At 40.2% G+C, this 15,075-nt stretch carries 13 protein-coding genes; 11 read left to right on the top strand and 2 right to left on the bottom strand.

Annotated features, from left to right (window positions below; all coding sequences use genetic code 11):
* Positions 1-64 precede the first annotated feature (64 nt).
* Together H1A14_RS05835 and H1A14_RS05840 are read left to right on the top strand one after the other, a co-directional pair.
* On the top strand, positions 65-2,233 hold the full coding sequence (locus H1A14_RS05835; RefSeq protein WP_194775280.1) for a molybdopterin-containing oxidoreductase family protein: 2,169 nt from the start codon (positions 65-67) through the stop codon (positions 2,231-2,233).
* A 192-nt stretch (positions 2,234-2,425) separates the two neighbouring features.
* Complete coding sequence (locus tag H1A14_RS05840; RefSeq protein WP_194775281.1) at positions 2,426-2,935, top strand: hypothetical protein; 510 nt, start codon at positions 2,426-2,428, stop codon at positions 2,933-2,935.
* Between the two features lie 328 nt (positions 2,936-3,263).
* On the opposite strand, the gene H1A14_RS05845 is transcribed toward H1A14_RS05840, so the two are convergent.
* A complete protein-coding gene (locus H1A14_RS05845; protein WP_228527598.1) occupies positions 3,264-5,258 on the bottom strand; it encodes a sensor histidine kinase in 1,995 nt (664 codons plus the stop codon).
* Positions 5,259-5,724: 466 nt separating this feature from the next.
* On the opposite strand from H1A14_RS05845, the gene H1A14_RS05850 reads away from it, so the two are divergent.
* From H1A14_RS05850 to H1A14_RS05880, 7 genes are all read left to right on the top strand, one after another.
* Positions 5,725-6,771 carry a proline iminopeptidase-family hydrolase gene (locus H1A14_RS05850; RefSeq protein ID WP_194775282.1) on the top strand — a complete coding sequence of 349 codons (1,047 nt, stop codon included), beginning with the start codon at positions 5,725-5,727 and terminating at the stop codon, positions 6,769-6,771.
* Between the two features lies 1 nt (position 6,772).
* Positions 6,773-8,095, top strand: a complete 1,323-nt coding sequence (locus H1A14_RS05855) for an agmatine deiminase family protein (RefSeq protein WP_228527600.1) — start codon at positions 6,773-6,775, stop codon at positions 8,093-8,095.
* Between the two features lie 15 nt (positions 8,096-8,110).
* Positions 8,111-8,872, top strand: a complete 762-nt coding sequence (locus tag H1A14_RS05860; protein WP_194775283.1) for an SDR family NAD(P)-dependent oxidoreductase — start codon at positions 8,111-8,113, stop codon at positions 8,870-8,872.
* A gap of 41 nt (positions 8,873-8,913) precedes the next feature.
* A complete protein-coding gene (locus tag H1A14_RS05865) occupies positions 8,914-9,852 on the top strand; it encodes an NAD-dependent epimerase/dehydratase family protein (protein ID WP_194775284.1) in 939 nt (312 codons plus the stop codon).
* A 360-nt stretch (positions 9,853-10,212) separates the two neighbouring features.
* Entirely contained in the window at positions 10,213-10,665 is a 453-nt protein-coding gene (locus tag H1A14_RS05870; RefSeq protein WP_228527602.1) for an N-6 DNA methylase, read from the top strand.
* Positions 10,666-10,785: 120 nt separating this feature from the next.
* Positions 10,786-12,204: an ImmA/IrrE family metallo-endopeptidase gene (locus H1A14_RS05875; RefSeq protein ID WP_194775285.1), complete on the top strand. Its 1,419-nt coding sequence runs from the start codon at positions 10,786-10,788 to the stop codon at positions 12,202-12,204.
* A 159-nt stretch (positions 12,205-12,363) separates the two neighbouring features.
* A complete protein-coding gene (locus tag H1A14_RS05880) occupies positions 12,364-12,546 on the top strand; it encodes a hypothetical protein (protein WP_194775286.1) in 183 nt (60 codons plus the stop codon).
* A 57-nt stretch (positions 12,547-12,603) separates the two neighbouring features.
* Here the strand turns inward: H1A14_RS05880 and H1A14_RS05885 are convergent, their stop codons facing one another.
* Positions 12,604-13,521 (bottom strand): hypothetical protein, encoded by a 918-nt coding sequence (locus H1A14_RS05885; RefSeq protein ID WP_194775287.1) that lies wholly within the window; start codon positions 13,519-13,521, stop codon positions 12,604-12,606.
* 105 nt (positions 13,522-13,626) lie between these two features.
* Here H1A14_RS05885 and H1A14_RS05890 point away from each other — a divergent pair, with 105 nt between their 5' ends.
* Positions 13,627-13,989 (top strand): hypothetical protein, encoded by a 363-nt coding sequence (locus tag H1A14_RS05890; RefSeq protein WP_228527604.1) that lies wholly within the window; start codon positions 13,627-13,629, stop codon positions 13,987-13,989.
* A 7-nt stretch (positions 13,990-13,996) separates the two neighbouring features.
* On the top strand, positions 13,997-14,995 hold the full coding sequence (locus H1A14_RS05895; protein WP_194775288.1) for a type II toxin-antitoxin system antitoxin SocA domain-containing protein: 999 nt from the start codon (positions 13,997-13,999) through the stop codon (positions 14,993-14,995).
* Positions 14,996-15,075: the final 80 nt, after the last annotated feature.

Below are 15,075 nucleotides of genomic sequence, written 5' to 3' on the forward strand. Positions count from 1 at the left end.
AATCCAAAAACCGATCAAAGTATGCCTATAGAATTGACCATTGATTGAAAATTATAATCCGAAAATGGAATCGAAAAAAAACAAAGGTATTGATCGCCGGGAATTTATTGGGATAAGTGCAAAAGGTGCCGCTGGAATCAGCCTGGCATCGCTTTCTGTACTATCCGGTTGTGCGGATAGCGAAACAGCCAAAATAGTTTTTGGAGCCTGCTATCATGATTGTCCGGACCGTTGCAGTTGGACAGTAACTTCAGTTAATAATAAAGTAACGGATTTTCAGGCGAACAAAAACGATCCCTATACGTCGGGTAAGCTTTGCAACAAGATGGTCAGCTTTCCCCACGATGTCACTTTCCATCCTGATCGGATTTTATCACCACTCAAAAGAAGCGGGCCAAAAGGAAGCGGTGAATTTGTAAAAATCAGTTGGGAACAGGCCATCAGTGAAGTTGCCGCTAAACTTAAAGATATTATTGAGCAAAAAGGGGGAGAAGCCATTCTTCCCTATAGTTTTGGTGGAAATCAGGGAATGGTTCAAGGAGGAGCCATTTCCAGCAGATTTTTCGCTCATATAGGCGCCAGTCAATTGGAGAGAACAATATGTGGAGATGCTGCCGTGGAAGGTGTTTTGGCCACAAACGGTCAAACAACCGGCGTGCTGCCAGAAGATATTGTTCACAGCAGATACATCATATTGTGGGGTACCAATCCTGTGCTCTCCAATCAACATTTATGGCCTTTTATCCAAAAGGCAAACAATAATGGGGCGACAATCGTTACGGTAGATCCATTTCAGTCGAAAACTTCAGAGGGATCTGATTGGCATATTCAGCCGCGCCCGGGAACAGATACTGCCCTTGCTTTGGGTTTGATGCATGTTATTTTAGCGGAAAACCTTCAGGATCAGGAATACATCGATAACTACACTTTGGGCATAGTGCAGTTGAAAGCGCATGTGCAAAAATTTGATCCGGAAACGGTTGCTCAAATCACCGGTCTGGAAAAGGAAACCATCATTGCGCTAGCCAAAGCATATGCCACAGCTTCGCCTTCACTGATCCGTGTGCTGATTGGGATGGAGCATCAGGTTAACGGGGCAAGTGCCTTTAGAGCAGTGGCCATGTTACCGGCATTGACTGGGGCGTGGCGTCATTTCGGAGGCGGATTGATGCATATGACCTATGAACTTTTTGGCGAGGCTCTTAACTGGGAAAGCATCAACCTTCCTGCGGCACTAGCCGATCAAAAAACCCGCTCGATCAATATGGTTGAATTGGGAAAGGCCTTGAAAAACAAGGAATTACATCCCAGTATCGATGCCCTGTTTGTTTATAATTCGAATCCCGCAGTCACTACACCCAATCAAAATTTAGTACGTAAAGGTCTGGAAAGAAATGACCTGCTCACTGTCGTATCGGAGCATTTCCTGACAGATACGGCCCGGTATGCTGATTATGTATTTCCGGCAACTACTGTTCTTGAAAATTGGGACATCCTCGATTCTTGGGGAACCCCCTATCTGAATATCAATGAACCCGCAATTGAACCATTAGGAGAATCAAAGCCCAATTCGGAACTGTTCAGATTACTGGCCCGGGAAATGGGATTCAAAGAGGCCTACTTCTACGAATCCGATATCGATATGGTAAAAAAGACCCTGGATGGCAATCATGAATATTTGAAAGGCATTTCCTTTAAGTCACTAAGGCAAAAAGGTGGGCAAAAGCTAAACCTTCCTGCGAAGTGGATGCCCCATGTAGAAGGGAATTTCAAAACCAGTTCTGGAAAGTGCCATTTTTATGATCCTAACCTGGAACAAGCGCTTCCGGAGTATATTCCATTCCAATACAGTGATGAAGAAATAAAGCAATACCCTTTGCATTTGTTGACCATCAAAACCCCCAAAAATTTCCTGAACAGTAGCCATGCCAACGTTAATCATATCCTAGAAAAGGAGGGAAAATTTTATTTGGAAGTCCATCCGAAGGATGCTGCCATGCGGCAAATTGCCGATGGTGATGAGCTCAAAGTATTTAACCAAAGAGGTAGGGTGTTCATAACAGCACGCATTAGCAATAAAGTACAGCAAGGAGTAGTCTGCATGCCACAAGGATTCTGGCCTTCCCTATCAAAAGGAGGATCCTCCGCCAATGCTTTGACAAACCACTTGCTGACAGATATGGGCAGGGGCGGTGCTATTCAGGAAGCAAGAGTAGAATTGGAGAAAGTATAAAAGGATCAACAGGGCTTCCGATTGGTTTTCTAAAAGCAAAACGGTTTGATAAAGATGGTATTTAATCCATTTTTTAAAAACCTATAAACATTTAGCCTAAAAAGAAAAAAGTCTTTAATGGTTTCCCTGGGCAGGTGTCTCTGGGAAGTATAAAAAAGTAAAAAAGGATCACGGTTTCCATAAATAAAAAAAATGAAAATTTTAATAGTTTGTTTGATCGGGCTATTCCCCTGTTCAGCAGTTATTGGCCAAACATTGGACGATAAATATCAAAAAGATGTAGAATCAATAGGGGCCATCATTGATGCCTATTATGATGTGATTTCAGGTTCAAGTGAAGATCCTTGGCAATTTGAAAGGGATAAGTTCCTACACTCTGCGAATGCAGTGATTATCAGACTTGATGATGAGGGGGATGCTACATTTCATTCCCTGGAGGCAGAGTATATTCCCATGGGGCTTCATCCAAGAGAAGATCTATATGAAATTGAACTCAAAAGAGAAGTCCGTCAATTTGGAAATATCGCACAGGTATGGAGCGCTTTTGAGATAAGGGAAGATCCGGAAGTGCCAACCAATATTCGGGGTTTAAACAGCATTCAACTCCATTATGAAAATGGCAGATGGTATATCGATAGTTGGACCGTTCAAATGGAGTCCACCGATAACTTATTGGTGGAGGAGTTTTTAGATCATCAATAAAATTTTCCACTAAAATTGAGAATATCCACGGGTAAGGAAAATATTTTCCAGTAAAACCAAATTTATGTAAAATCTTTTCCATTATAGATTGTCTTGCTCTCTGATTGAACTTTGTCAATGATAGTCCCCAACATTTTAGAAATGTTCAGAAAAGGTAATGACATAAAGTTACACGCTAGGCAGCCGTCATCCTGAAGCACGAAGGATCTCCCGCGGTCCTATTTATGTTAATTATACATTTCCAGATCCTCGAGAGACCCTTCCTTTCGTCAGGGTGACGGCAGCTCCGAAAATCTGTCATTGGTATAAAAATATTCCCAATCAAAGCTTAAACCTGACCCCCTACAGTTGCTACCTGCCTTTTAAAATTGATCAAAATCATGGTTCCATTGCTGAAATCCTGCATCAAATTCCCATCAATCTGCAGGGTAAGCATATCGACCAACTGAGTGCCAAAGCCTGTGCCTCTTGCTTTCGCGTCTACGGCTTTACCCACACCGTTATCACTGATCTTAAGTTGGAAATTATCCTCACTCACATTTTTCAGACTCAATTCAATGTGCCCTTTTTCCCCTTTGGGGAAAGCATATTTCAATGAATTTGTAAGGAGTTCATTGACAATCAATCCTAATGGCACGGCCGTATCCACATCCATTTCAAGTTCCTTCATTTCAATATTGACTTTAATCCTTTCCTTTTCATTGTAGGAGTCCAAAATGTTGATGCATAGGTTTTCGAAGTAATTCTTCATTTCAATAAATGCCAAATGCTCACTTTGGTAAAGCTTTTGGTGCAATATACCCATTGAATGCACCCTGTTTTGGCTTGCCAACATGACTTCCTGCATGGTTGGGTCATCCATTTTTGCAGACTGCAGTGCAAGTAATCCAGACACTACTTGCAAGTTGTTTTTTACCCGGTGATGAATTTCCTTAAGCAATAGGACATTTTGATTGTTTTTTAATGAAAGCTCATTTTGGGTTTTGGTCAGGTCTCTGATTGTTGCATTCAATTGTTGGGTCCGTTTTTCCACTTCCTGCTCCATCGCAAGGAAAAGTCTCCCATATTGATTGGTGATATAAATGTAAATGCCCAAAGGATAACTGATATACAGCAAAATCAGGTCTACATAATAAAAGAATGTACTCAGCGTAATGAGGTCAGCATTGACCATCCTATTGACCAATAAGAATAGGGAAGTACCTATGGCTCCAAATGTTACATAAAGCGCCCCTTTGTTATCTTCTTTGATGGCAATCTGCATGATGACCACCATCAATATGATGACGGCAAGAATGATGGTTGCATCAAAAAGAATGAAATTGAAAATTGGAATAAAATAATTTACTGTTCTTAAAAGCGCCAACCAAACCAGGTGTTTGGTCCAGTTATATTTTTGTATTCTAAATAGTAAGCTAAGAGAATAGGGTAAAAGACCATAACCTAAAGCAAAAGCTGTGGAATTTAAAATGCTGCTGAAAATTGGATTTGAAAAACCGTCAAGATCCACAAAAAGCAGTATATGAGCACAAATTGCGGCACATAAAAAGAAAAAGGTGATAAGCGTTATGACCAGATAAGGCTCCTCTTTCCTGAATTTAAAATAAAGGAGAACATGCAGCAACAACAAGATGGAGAGCACTACCACTATTACCGACAGGGTGGCCAAGCTATTGGGATATCGAAAGTCTGAATATTTTGCCCGCACTGAAGTGGAAAAGCCAATATCAAAGCCTAGGTTTTCAGCAAAGTATCTGAATATTTTAAAATTTTTTTTGGCCTGATGGTTTGAAAACCTCACAGCTAAGGTATGAACATCTTGTGGGGTAATTTGAAGTGGCCTGTCTCCCGCATAGTTGGGGGAATAGGTTACTTCCAGTTGGCTGTCCTTAGAAAAACTACCGTAGCTAGCCACAAGATCTCCATCCAAAAAAATTTCGGCTGCCCCCCATGAATGAAAATATAGCCTTTCGATCTCTTCAATGGTTTCGGGGTCGGCAGTAAATGCAATTCTCCACCATCCAAACCCATTCCACAAACTATCCGGCATCTGGTAAGCCTTTAAACCAATAGGGTCTATTTTGTACCACTCAGCGTCATCAAAGTCATGATTTGACCATTCTGGATTATCTCCGGGTTGAAACCGCCAGTTGTCCTTGAATTTTAATTCAAGCAATCCTTCTTTAAATAGGCTACTGTCTACATGGGGTTTTTGGGCATATGAATCTAAAGCACTGAAATAGAAGATAATGGAGGTAAATGCAAATAAGTATGGATATTTTAATCTTCTAAATTTCGGATGAATTGGGCGACTATCCAGCATGCACCAAACATATATTTAATTTTTGGAATTACAGGTAAAAATGTCCTTCTGGTGATAAATAAACTGGGTTATTCATCTGGGTTTCCCCTTGGTGTGGCTGTCTCATGAGCTCAAAGCCCTTTCTAAAAACCAGTAAAGTTTTGGATTTTTTTGACAGTCCTTTAAAGGAAAACTGATGAAGGTGATTTTACTGATGAACTCAGATAAGCAAACCGGTAAAGTTTAGCCTTAGCCAGGCATGGATGCTCACGGCAAGCAGGTATGTTATGAAAAACTTTCCTAAACATTAAAAGACAAACCATTTAGTCCCATTTTACTCCCAAAATTTTCATTCGAAAAGTAATTCATTTTGTTGGGAAAGTTTTTAATCCATTTCGTCCTAATCAGGGGCAAAGATTTCTTAAAATTCATTAGCTTATGTGGGTATGTATTTGTTTGAATAATAAATTAAGTTAAAGAGAAAATCATGAAACTTTTATCCACTCCCATACTGATCATTTTACTCCTTTCGAGTTGTACCAATAATCAGGAAAAGAAAACCACGAGTGCCCAATCGAACAGCTATTTTGATTATTCCAACAGTGATGACCAAATTACCGGAGGTATCAACATGATTCCTATTGAAACACCTCAAGGCACTTTCCATGTCTGGACCAAACGCATGGGGAACAGTCCCAAAATGCGTCTATTGTTGCTTCACGGTGGCCCGGGAGCTACACATGAGATTTTTGAAAACTTCGATGGTTACCTTCCTCATGAACAAATAGAATACATTTATTACGATCAACTCGAAAGTTACTATAGCGATCAACCCAACGATTCTTCGCTTTGGAACATCGAACACTTTGTGGAGGAAGTGGAACAAGTGCGCAAAGCCTTGAATCTTACAAAAGATAACTTTTATCTGCTAGGGCAATCTTGGGGCGGCATTCTGGCCATGGAATATGCGCTGAAATACCAGGATAATTTAAAAGGCTTGATTGTTTCGAACATGGTAGCAAGCCTACCTGAATATGAAAAATATGCTTCCGAGGTATTGGGCCCCCAATTGCCTGGCGACGTTTACAAGGAAATAAAAGCATTTGAGGCCAATGGAGATTTCGGTAATCCACGGTATGCTGAATTGGTTCAACAACACTTCTACACTCGGCACGTCCTGAGAAAACCTTTAGAAGAATGGCCTGAATTCATTAACCGGACTTTTAAGCATCTCAATCCAAATATCTACATCCATATGCAGGGATACAGTGAATTTGGAATAACCGGAAATGCCAGCTTGAAGGGTTGGGATGTATCAGCAAGACTCGGAGAATTAAAAGTACCAACCCTAATGTTGGGGGGAAAATATGATACCATGGATCCTAAATACATGGAGTGGATGAGCACCCAAGTGCAAAAAGGCCGAAGCGTCACCACAAATGGAAGTCACATTTCACAATACGATGATGCGGAAGGCTATTTTTCCGGATTGATAAAATTTATTAAGGATGTTAATGAAGGCAATTTCAATTAAAATGAAACACACACTATTCATCATATCAATTATCGCCTTTTTTTACTCCTGTAGCAGCAAAGAAACCGAGCTTCCTTCCGAAGCATTTTATATGCCTGCTGAGTGGGAGCCCCATGAGGCAGTTTGGTTAGGCTGGGAAAAGGATTCCACCCAAGGATTCCATTCTTCCATCAGCAAAATCATCACCACCCTAAAGCCTCATGTGACGGTCAAAATCGCTTTTGATAATGATAGCTTAATGCAAACAGCGATTGCCAAGCTGATGGGGCTGGGTGTGGATACCACAGGAATCAAAATGTACGTCATGCCGGGGGAGCGGTATTGGATCAGGGATCATGGGGCAGCCTTTTTGGTTAATGGGAAAGGTGAATTGGGTGTGGCAGACTTTGGATGGGACGGATATGGTTTACCGGCATTTTTGGATCTCAAATATGAAGGCAACAAGGATAGTGTCAATGCCGCATGGAATAGGGGCAAAGAAAGGAGAATGAAAACGGGTAGCGTGGATAGCCTGATGGCAGTTGCAGAAGGAGCACAAATCATCAAAACAGATGTGGTTCACGAAGGAGGGGCTATTGAAGTCAATGGAAAAGGAACCTTGATTTTATGTGAAGCAACAGTATTCCAACGAAACCCAAACCTGTCTAAAGAAACGATTGAATCAGAATTTAAACGGGTTTTGGGCGTGACCAATATCATTTGGATGAAAGAGGGCCTCGCAGATGACCCGCACTATTTCTACCGCCGAATCACCGGCAACTATGTTGGTGGAGGCACAGGTGGACATACAGACGAATTTGTGCGCTTTGCCAATCCAACTACCATTTTGTTGGCTTGGGTAAATGAGGAAGAAAAAGAACTTGACCCCGTCAGTCAAATGAATTATGAGCGCATGAACGAGAATTATCAAATCCTCAAAAATGCCAAAGACCAGGATGGAAAACCCTTTCAGGTGATCAAAGTTCCCTTGCCAGATTTAATTACCCAAAAAGTGGTAGTAAGAGAGGATTTGAAAAAGGATGAATTCACCTTAGATCTCCATCCTGATAGTTTTGTCCCTTCCGAAGCAGTACAGGTGGGGGATACCTTACTTAGGGTTCCTGCTGCAAGTTATTTCAATTACTTGGTGACCAATGGCTTGGTGCTCTTGCCTAGCTATACCGCTATGGGTTCTTCTAAAGAAAAACAGGAAACCATTCGAAATATTTTTGAGCAGCAGTTTCCGGGACGAAAGATTGTATTCTTTGATGTCCTAATGCAAAACTGGCAAGGCGGAGGGATTCATTGCAGCACCCAGCAGCAACCGAAAAGGATAACAAATTGAAATTATTATGTACAGATGAAAGATAAAGTTGCATTGGTAACAGGTGCCAGCAGTGGCATAGGCAGAGCAACAGCACTTGCTTTTGTAAGAAAAGGTGCAAACGTAGTAGTAGCTGCCAGAAGAGCCACAGAACTCGATGAATTGGTAAAGGAAATTGAAGCAAATGGTGGGAAAGCTAGTGCAATTGTTACCGATGTTTCAAAAGCTATTGAGGTGGAGCGCATGGTGGCGCATGCCATCAAAGTATTTGGGCGGATTGACTATGCGGTGAACAATGCCGGTATAGAAGGTAATTTTGGCAGTGTTACCGACCTTTTGGAAGCAGATTGGGATCAGGTGATGGGCATCAACCTCAAAGGTGTATTCCTCTGCATGAAGTATGAAGCCAGAGCCATGCTTGCTGCTGCCAATGGCGGGGCCATAGTGAATATTGGTTCTGTCAATTCTTTCCTGGGTTTTCCAACCGGATCCGCTTATGTTACCTCTAAGCATGGCTTGATTGGACTGACTTCCAGTGTTTCGGCCGAATTGGGAGCAAAGGGAATTCGGGTAAATCTATTATGCCCGGGAGTAGTGGATACACCAATGCACCGTCGATTGCGGGGAATTGCGGGTGATGATTTGTATGACAAGGGCTTGCTCCCTACGGTTCACTTGCAAAGAGCTGCCCAACCTGAGGAAATCGCCAAATCCATTGTATTCCTTTGTTCTGATGACTCAAGTTACATCACAGGATCAACCCTTCTCGCGGATGGAGGACTGACGCTCACTTTATAATAATTTCAATCTAGATTATCAATTCAAACTAAAAAACAATCATGAAAACAGTAGGCATCATCGGAGGTTCCGGCTTTATTGGAAGCTATAACACCAAAAAATTTTTAAATGAAGGATACAAGGTTAAAGTATCTACCACAGACCTTTCCAAAAAAGAAAAGTATGAACATTTGCTCAGCCTCAAGAATGCTGAGAATCTTGAAATCGCTCAATTGGACGTGGAAAACAAACAGGAGCTCATGGATTTTTTGAAAGACTGTGACATAGTCATTCATGGAGGGACTCCTTTTCAATTGGATGTGAAAGACCTTCAGAAAGAACTGTTTGACCCGACTATCAAGGGTACCGAAAACTTCTTGGAAGCAGTTCTCAAAACTCCCGGGATTGAAAAAGTGGTGTTCATTGCATCTGTGGCAGCGTACAACACAAGCTTTCCATTCCTACCAGCAGGAAAAAGGGAAGGTGACCAAATCACTGAAGAAGATGCGCCATTTATGAGCGAAGAAGGCATTCCTTATGCCCAAGCCAAGTTTATCGCCAATCAGGCGGTCAATAAATTCATAGCCGACCACCCCAATTTGAATTTTGAAATTACATCAGTTTCGCCGACAGGTGTAATGGGGAAATCTCTGTCAAACAGACAGGATTCCACTTCAACAGGTATACAATTTTTGTTTAAAAATAAAATTGCTCCCAACCCCTTCATACAAATGATCTATGACGTGGATGTTTTATGGGCATTAGTAGATGTAGAAGATGTGGCCGATGCGATTTTCAAAGCGGCGACAACCAAAAACATCCATGGAAAAAACTACCTCTTGTCAGGGGAAAGTTACAGGGTCTCGGATGTGACATTGATGCTCAACAATCAACCTCCAATAGGCAAGCCGGAAATCGTTTACAGTTCTGCTTTGGCAACAAAGGACTTGGGAATAGCATTTAAGCCTGTCAGCATACCTTTGAATAACTATTCATCCTAAGAAATGCCCAGGAGAATAGCTTCTCACACATGGAGGTGATTATCTCGGGCATTCCATCTGACCTTTGAAAAACAAATTATAAACAGATGAAAATGAAAAATAACAACCCTTCTACCCGCAGAGATTTCATGAAATCTGCCATGGTCCTGAGTTCAGGCACATTTGGCCTGTCAATGATTCCAAATGCAATCCATGCAACTGCCTTGAATTCGGATGACCGTGTCAATGTCATCGGTCCGCGCGATGGATTTGCTCCTCAAGTCGGAACGCTCTTATCCATGATGACTTGGATGCGGGGAGTAATATTAATGCCATGGTGTCTTATTCCGGGGAGGAGCGGAAGAACGCATCCGAACCAAGTTGCTCAAAGACGGGCATATCGATACCGTCATCGGACTACCTGCCAACCTCTTTTTCTCGACGGGCATTCCGGTTTGTATTTTGGTACTAAAACGCTGCAAGCGGTTTGAAGACGTGCTGTTTATCAATGCTGCCGAGCATTACGAAAAAGGAAAGCGACAAAACGTCTTGAGAGAAGGTGAAGGACAAGAACCTAATGACATCCGAAAAATTGTCGAAACCTATCAGTTTCGAAAAGAAGAAGAACAGTACTCTCGACGGGTTTCCATGGAAGAGATTGAGAAAAACGACTGGAATCTCAACATCTCCCGGTATGTGAGCACCACACAAGCCGAAGAGATCATTGATTTGGAAGAAGTTCACAATCGCCTTACAGATATCGACCGAAGAGCAAAGGAGGCAAGGGAGAAGCATAATACATTCTTGAGGGAGTTAGGGTTGAGGGAGATATGAAATATGTGATGGGCAGACTTAAAATGTAAAAATATTTTCAGATTTGGATTCCCAATCACTTAGAATTTTTTTTTAGTTGTATTTTTAGGGAAGTTTAAACCGATTTATCTAGTTACAAGGATGGAAATAGACTTTTCAAAAATATCAGTAGACGAATTGTTGGAAAAAATTGGAGCTGGAAAGCACATTCCAGGTTCTGGAAGTTCGGCCGCTTTGCAAGTGATGGTTAATGCGCAACTGCTCTTAACAGTCATAAAAATCACATTGAAACCGAATAAAAAAGAAAAGTATGGTCATGAATGGCCTCAAATGAAGGTTTTAAAGGAGAAAATTGAAAAAGTGTATATACCCCAACTAAACCAGCTTTTTCATGATGATTATATTGTCTTTGACGAGGTAATAACGACTCGGAAACTTCGTGACCATCTGAAATCTGAAATTGAGGAAGGAATTCCTAACAAGTTTCTTAAGGTAAAATCCAAGTTAGACCAAGATCATCTTTCAGCTACAAAAATTGTAATTGAGATCGCAAAGCTATCTCATGAAATTGCTAGAGAGGGGCTTTATGTTTTTTTGAATGGTTTTAAGGGTGCGAGAGGAGACTCAGCATTGGCAATCCAAAACTCCCTTTCAGTAATAATTGGTAGCCTGCATATTGCCGAATTAAACCTTAGGCAGCTTATCGGACACGAAGAATTTGATGACCTTGAGTTGGAGATTGACAAGATTCGATCAGACTATTTTAAAACCTACTCTGAAGCCCAAATCAAAATAAAGGTCCTTCAAAGACAAATAGAAAAGGCGAAACATTCTCAGTTTAAAATTGGTAATGTCTTTTCCAAGGTAAATGTTAGTGAAATTGAAAAAACGGTTCGGGCATTCCAGTTGCAGCTTTTTAATGACTCGACATCCAAAGACCTTGATTCCGTTACTAATGCTGAGTTGGCTTTTAACTTTTTGGGCTATGATATCAAAAAGGTCCCAAGCCTTGGGGTGTTTAATGATTTTGATGGTACAAAAGAGACTGCAGGAGCAATTGACAATGTCAAAAAAATAGTACGGGTAGCAATTAAGTTTTCTCCACCGGTTCAACGATATACAATGGCTCATGAGCTCGGCCATGCCATTCTTCATCACAATAGTTTAAGGTTGCTCCATCGGGATAGAGAATTAGATTCGCGGATTGATAACCCACGAAGAGATTCCATAGAAGTTCAGGCAGATAAATTCGCTGCTTTTTTCCTTATGCCCCGAAAAGAAATGAAGGCGCAGTTTTTAGCTAGGTTTCATACCGAAAAACTCAAGATAAATGAGGATGTGGCATTTCACTTAGGAATCAGTCTCAGTGATTTAAAAAAGAAGTACAAAGAAAAAAGGCATCTTTCCCGTTTTATCGCCTCTACCCCCATTTATTCAGGTAAATCATTTGAGTCTCTTGCCAACCAATTCAAAGTATCTATAGAAGCAATGGCGATTCAAATTGAGGAATTAGATTTAATTGATTTTAAAAGTATTGGATTTTTATTGCCCAAAAGGTAAAAAACCAGCAAAGCCTCAGCCCCGCAGGATTCCTTTTCCATTTCCTAATTTCAGACTTTTGATTTCATCATTTACCTTTCCCTAAGCTCCCCCTCTTGATACCGAAAAGGGATATCCGTCAATTCGTAGACCTTTATCGGCTTCCCCTTTCTAGATAGAATGCTTTGCAACAACCCCCATCAGAAAGGAAATGGCCCCATCCCGTCTTCCTTCGGATTGCCTCCAAGGATCAACAGTGTTGGTGTCTTTGAAAACTTTAACCTTCAATCGGGTGTCTCCCCCGCCATGGTCTCTACCTCCATGAGGTATGTTGATGAACTATCGATGGCCAAACATTTCTAGAAAATGTAGTGAAGGACCCAATAAGCTATCGAATTGAAATTATAAATATATAAAAAATCACATCAGTTCATCAAGTGATTTGACACCAATGATTTTTAGAACTTCGTCAAGGTGCTTTTCATCCTCGTTCATTTCAAATTCAGCTGTATTCCCGTCGAGTTTTATACTTGCACAGTTTCCCACCATGATTTGATCCTTATTCTTATAGATCAAAAACTCCCCGGCCGCATACAGTCCTAACTTTCTCATTGATTCCGGTTTAATTGCAATATTTAGACCTTGACCTTCCATCCTAAAACTAGGATAGAGAACTCCATCTATATTGGGATGATTACACATCATATCAGAAAATATTGCTGAAACCTGATAGTCAAGTGAATTCTTTATTTCCTTGGAAAATTCTAGAGCCATATAATCGTAAAAACTAAGTATAGCATTACGGTATTCAAGACTATGCGCATTAAGATTATTAAGAAAAGCTTGGTAAACCTCTTCTGAAAAAGAATTTACTCCATGGAATCCTTTATTATTAACAATTGCTAATAACTCTAATGGCTCTTGAGTAATCCATTTCCCATAAGCTATTTTCTTAATTCCTGAGAGAGTCTTATCCCTTATCCAAGGCATAGATTCTGCCAATGTTATCAATCTAGGAGTATCTATTTCCCCGGGTTTAAGACCTTCTCTGACCGTGGATCCGTAAAACATGGTCCTTCTTGGTGTACTTGCTCTTTGGAACTCTCGGTTCAAATGTTGTGGCTTGAATGAAAAATCCGAAACCGTGGAAAATCTTGGTTCTCCGTCTCCCATAGGTCTTGCCCTCAATATCCCTTTTCCAGCATTATAGGTGACCACCATTGTCCCTACATTTTTCACATGATCAAAAACTGACCGAATGACTTCTTCATAATTTCTAGTCAAATCTAATCGGCCAAGGATTTTTACGGCTTTTGGGAGGTAAATTTCAGGTTTCATCTCAAATTCAATTCTAAGCTTTGTTTTCGATTAAAGTAAAATGAATTCAAAATTAACCTTTAAAGGTTAATTTTTTTTAATAAATTTGTTTTTTAACACTTTATCGTGGTACCTTTGCAAAATACATCTGAAGAAAAAGTCGGCCAATTCTTAAAAGAATTTAAGGAAAAAATGAAGGTTTGGGGCGTGTTATTCCTTGATGATAGAGGAAAAAACTTTGAAACACTCACCCAACTTGATATCCGTCCGATGGATCGAGAGCAAATCTTGGAAGCATTAATTGTTGAAGATTACTCAGAAGGTCCTAAACCGGAGGAAATTCACGGTACCAAAGAAATGTGGGTCTTTGGGAAAATTGTAAAAGGGCAAGAGATCTATATTAAGATTACAAAAGGGATACTAGGTTCAAAAGTCCTTTGCATATCCTTTCATGTTGCCGAGCGAAAATTAAAATACCCTTTCAAATAACCATTTTATGAAAAGTCCATTCACTGGAAAAGAAATGCCTTTAAAGCATGAGGTACGAACTGTCACTTTTCGGAAGGAAGAAATTAAAACAAGATTCCAATTTTACTTGTGCGAGGATACCGGAGAGAAATTTACCACAACAGAATTGGATGAATACAATCTGTTGATGGTAGAGCATGCCTACCGGGCAAAAAATCATATTCCTCAACGAGAAGAGATCATTGAAATAAGAGAAAAATATGGTCTCTCCGCAATTAGGATGGGAGAAATTCTGGGTTTCGGTCAAAATACATACGGACTTTATGAAAAGGGCGAACTTCCTTCCTTGGCAAATGCCAATTTGATTAAACTTGCTAGTGACCCATTTAAACTTAGGAGCCTGGTTGAGGACTGGAACCCGAAATCTGACAACACAAAAATTGATCTTCTAAAAAGAATTGATCGGTTAATTTCTTTGGACAAACAAAAACTAATCAATCTCGAGGATTATTTAATGGGTGATGATGAGGCCAATATTTTGACAGGCTATAGTAAGCCAAACCTCGAAAAATTTGTCGAAATGATTGTTTTCTTTGCCCATAAAATACCATGCTTTAAAACAAAGATGAACAAGCTGCTATTTTATGCAGATTTTTCTTACTTCAAATATTTTGGAAATTCTATAAGCGGAGTTAAGTACAAAGCAATAAATTTTGGCCCTGTCCCTAATATGTTTGAAACTATCTTTGAAAATTTATCTGAAAATGATGTAATAGATATATTTTACGAGGATAAATCAGATGGAATTAGGGTAGAGAAATTAATTGGTAGAGAAGATAGACCTTTCAATTCAGAAGTTTTTACAAAAGAAGAACTGGTCACACTTGAAAATATCGCATCTCAATTCAAAGACATTTCAACAAATGGGATAGTTGAAATTAGCCATCTCGAAAAAGGTTGGTTGGAAAATATTCATGGAAAGCAGTTTATTTCTTATGAATATGCATTGGTACTTAAGGCCATTTAACCAATAATCAAACTATTTCCAGGTAAAAAATAAACCAAATGGGTTAAACTCAACTCTCCCCCATCTTCAACTTCCCCTTC

It is taken from the genome of Pararhodonellum marinum (genome assembly GCF_015354735.1).
In the GTDB taxonomy this organism is placed as follows: Bacteria; Bacteroidota; Bacteroidia; order Cytophagales; family Cyclobacteriaceae; genus Pararhodonellum; species Pararhodonellum marinum.

What these genes read in the sequence shown, in the direction of transcription:
- H1A14_RS05835 (WP_194775280.1), top strand. Translation starts at nt 65, where the DNA reads ATGGAATCGAAAAAAAACAAAGGTATTGATCGCCGGGAATTTATTGGG.
- H1A14_RS05840 (WP_194775281.1), top strand. Translation starts at nt 2,426, where the DNA reads ATGAAAATTTTAATAGTTTGTTTGATCGGGCTATTCCCCTGTTCAGCA.
- H1A14_RS05845 (WP_228527598.1), bottom strand. Translation starts at nt 5,258, where the DNA reads ATGCTGGATAGTCGCCCAATTCATCCGAAATTTAGAAGATTAAAATAT.
- H1A14_RS05850 (WP_194775282.1), top strand. Translation starts at nt 5,725, where the DNA reads ATGAAACTTTTATCCACTCCCATACTGATCATTTTACTCCTTTCGAGT.
- H1A14_RS05855 (WP_228527600.1), top strand. Translation starts at nt 6,773, where the DNA reads ATGAAACACACACTATTCATCATATCAATTATCGCCTTTTTTTACTCC.
- H1A14_RS05860 (WP_194775283.1), top strand. Translation starts at nt 8,111, where the DNA reads ATGAAAGATAAAGTTGCATTGGTAACAGGTGCCAGCAGTGGCATAGGC.
- H1A14_RS05865 (WP_194775284.1), top strand. Translation starts at nt 8,914, where the DNA reads ATGAAAACAGTAGGCATCATCGGAGGTTCCGGCTTTATTGGAAGCTAT.
- H1A14_RS05875 (WP_194775285.1), top strand. Translation starts at nt 10,786, where the DNA reads ATGGAAATAGACTTTTCAAAAATATCAGTAGACGAATTGTTGGAAAAA.
- H1A14_RS05880 (WP_194775286.1), top strand. Translation starts at nt 12,364, where the DNA reads ATGCTTTGCAACAACCCCCATCAGAAAGGAAATGGCCCCATCCCGTCT.
- H1A14_RS05885 (WP_194775287.1), bottom strand. Translation starts at nt 13,521, where the DNA reads ATGAAACCTGAAATTTACCTCCCAAAAGCCGTAAAAATCCTTGGCCGA.
- H1A14_RS05895 (WP_194775288.1), top strand. Translation starts at nt 13,997, where the DNA reads ATGAAAAGTCCATTCACTGGAAAAGAAATGCCTTTAAAGCATGAGGTA.